Below are 2,230 nucleotides of genomic sequence, written 5' to 3' on the forward strand. Positions count from 1 at the left end.
AAAAAGTTTGATTTTAAGCTGGAGCTTACCCACTTTGATTACGGCTGTGACCGCTATCTTGCCACTGGCGAGGTGCTGCCTGAAAATGCGGTGGCGGAGCTTTCCAAGCACGACGCCATCTTCCTGGGTGCCATTGGTCATCCCGATGTCAAGCCCGGCATCCTGGAGAAGGGGATCCTGCTGGCCCTGCGTTTTGCCTTGGACCAGTATGTCAACCTGCGGCCGGTGATCCTTTATCCCAATGTGGAAACCCCATTGAAGGACAAGAACCCTGCGGACATCGATTTCGTGGTGGTGCGCGAGAACACCGAAGGGCTCTACGTTGGCGCTGGTGGCGTTTTGAAAAAGGGCACCCCGGACGAGGTGGCGGTGCAGGAATCCATCAACACCCGCAAAGGCGTCGAGCGTTGCATCCGCTTTGCCTTTGAGGTCGCCCGCAAGCGTAACAAGCGCAAGAAGGTGACCTTGTGCGGCAAGACCAACGTCCTGACCTTTGCCTTTGATCTCTGGGAGCGCGCCTTTTATGAGGTGGCCAAGGAATACCCGGATATCGCCACCGACTATGCCCACGTTGACGCTACCTGCATGTGGATGGTGAAGAATCCGGAGTGGTTCGACGTTATCGTCACCGATAACATGTTCGGCGACATCATCACCGATCTTGGTGCCATGATCCAGGGCGGCATGGGCATTGCCGCCGGCGGCAACATCAATCCGGAAGGCGTCTCCATGTTCGAGCCCATTGGTGGTTCGGCGCCCAAGTACACGGGCAAGAATGTCATCAACCCCCTGGCCGCTATCGGCGCTGGGCAGATGATGCTCGATTACCTCGGGGAAACCGAGGCGGCTCAGGCCATTGAACTGGCCATCCGCAAGGTGGTGGCCGAGAAGATGAAGAGCATGTCGGCCGGTAAGATGGGTTATGGCACCAAGGAGATTGGTGACCTGGTCGCTGCGGCAGTGTGAGTGTTTAAGAAAGCTCAAAGCTGAAAGCTCAAGGCTGAAAGCTTAAGGAGATTTTATGAGTCAGGAGAGACGCTTTAACGTTGCAGTGGCTGGTGCCACCGGGGCGGTGGGCGGGGCCATGCTGGATGTTTTGGAACGGCGTAATTTTCCCTTGGGGGAGTTGAGGTTGCTGGCCTCCGAGCGCTCGGTGGGCAAGAAACTGACCTTCAAGGGTAAGGAGATTGTTGTTCAGCAGTTGACCAAGGATGCCTTTAGCGGCATTGACGTGGCCCTCTTTTCCGCCGGTGGTTCCCGTTCCCTGGAGTTTGCGCCGGCCGCCGCCCGGGCCGGCGCCGTGGTGGTCGATAACTCCAGCGCCTTTCGTATGGATGATGACATCCCCTTGGTGGTTCCCGAGGTCAATGCCCACGCCATTGCCCAATATACCAAACGGGGCATTATCGCCAACCCTAACTGCTCTACCATCCAGATGGTGGTGGCTCTGAAGCCGCTGCATGATGCCATGCCGATCGAACGCGTAGTGGTTTCGACCTATCAGGCGGTAAGTGGCGCCGGTGGCAAGGCCATGGATGAACTGGCCAAGCAGACCGGTCAGCTGATGAACGGACAGGCTGCCGAAGTCAATGTGCTGCCTGCGCGTATCGCGTTTAACGTCATTCCACATATCGATGTGTTTATGGAAGACGGTTATACCAAAGAAGAACACAAGATGATGGATGAAACGCGCAAGATCATGGAAGCGGATATTGCCGTGACCGCCACGACTGTGCGCGTGCCGGTTTTTTATGGCCATTCTGAATCGGTCAACATCACCTTTTCAGGCCCGATGAATGCGGCAAAAGCGCGTGAACTACTGGCTGAGGCGGAAGGAATCTGTGTCGTGGATGACCCGAGTGGTGAAGATTACCCGATGCCAAGTGAAGCCGCAGGTACGGATCCGGTCTGGGTAGGCAGAATTCGCGATGATTATTCCTGTGCGAATTCTTTGCATTTATGGGTTGTTGCCGATAATGTGCGTAAAGGCGCGGCTCTAAATGCCGTCCAGATAGCGGAAATTTTGATTTCCCAGTCGTAGGGAACAAGTCCTCACAGGACTCAGATGGAGGCAGCATGTTAAAACGGGTACGGCATCAGGTTGCAATGGCTTGGCTTGCTATGGCCCTGTTTTTACCGGCTCCTATCCATGCTGCATCACTCGAAAAGATAGAGGTCGCCTCCCATCTGGGGGAACCGTTCTATGCTGAAGTGCCGCTCAAACTGGAAG

2 protein-coding genes are annotated in these 2,230 nt (G+C 55.6%); both read left to right on the top strand.

Features of this window, described 5'->3' with window-relative positions; genetic code table 11:
- On the top strand, window positions 1-966 hold a 966-nt coding region (locus KKC91_12890), incomplete at its 5' end, for a 3-isopropylmalate dehydrogenase (protein MBU0479436.1).
- Window positions 967-1,021: 55 nt separating this feature from the next.
- Complete coding sequence (locus tag KKC91_12895; protein ID MBU0479437.1) at window positions 1,022-2,041, top strand: aspartate-semialdehyde dehydrogenase; 1,020 nt, start codon at window positions 1,022-1,024, stop codon at window positions 2,039-2,041.
- Window positions 2,042-2,230 lie beyond the last annotated feature (189 nt).

This window comes from bacterium, from assembly GCA_018812485.1.
Taxonomy (GTDB): domain Bacteria; phylum JAHJDO01; class JAHJDO01; order JAHJDO01; family JAHJDO01; genus JAHJDO01.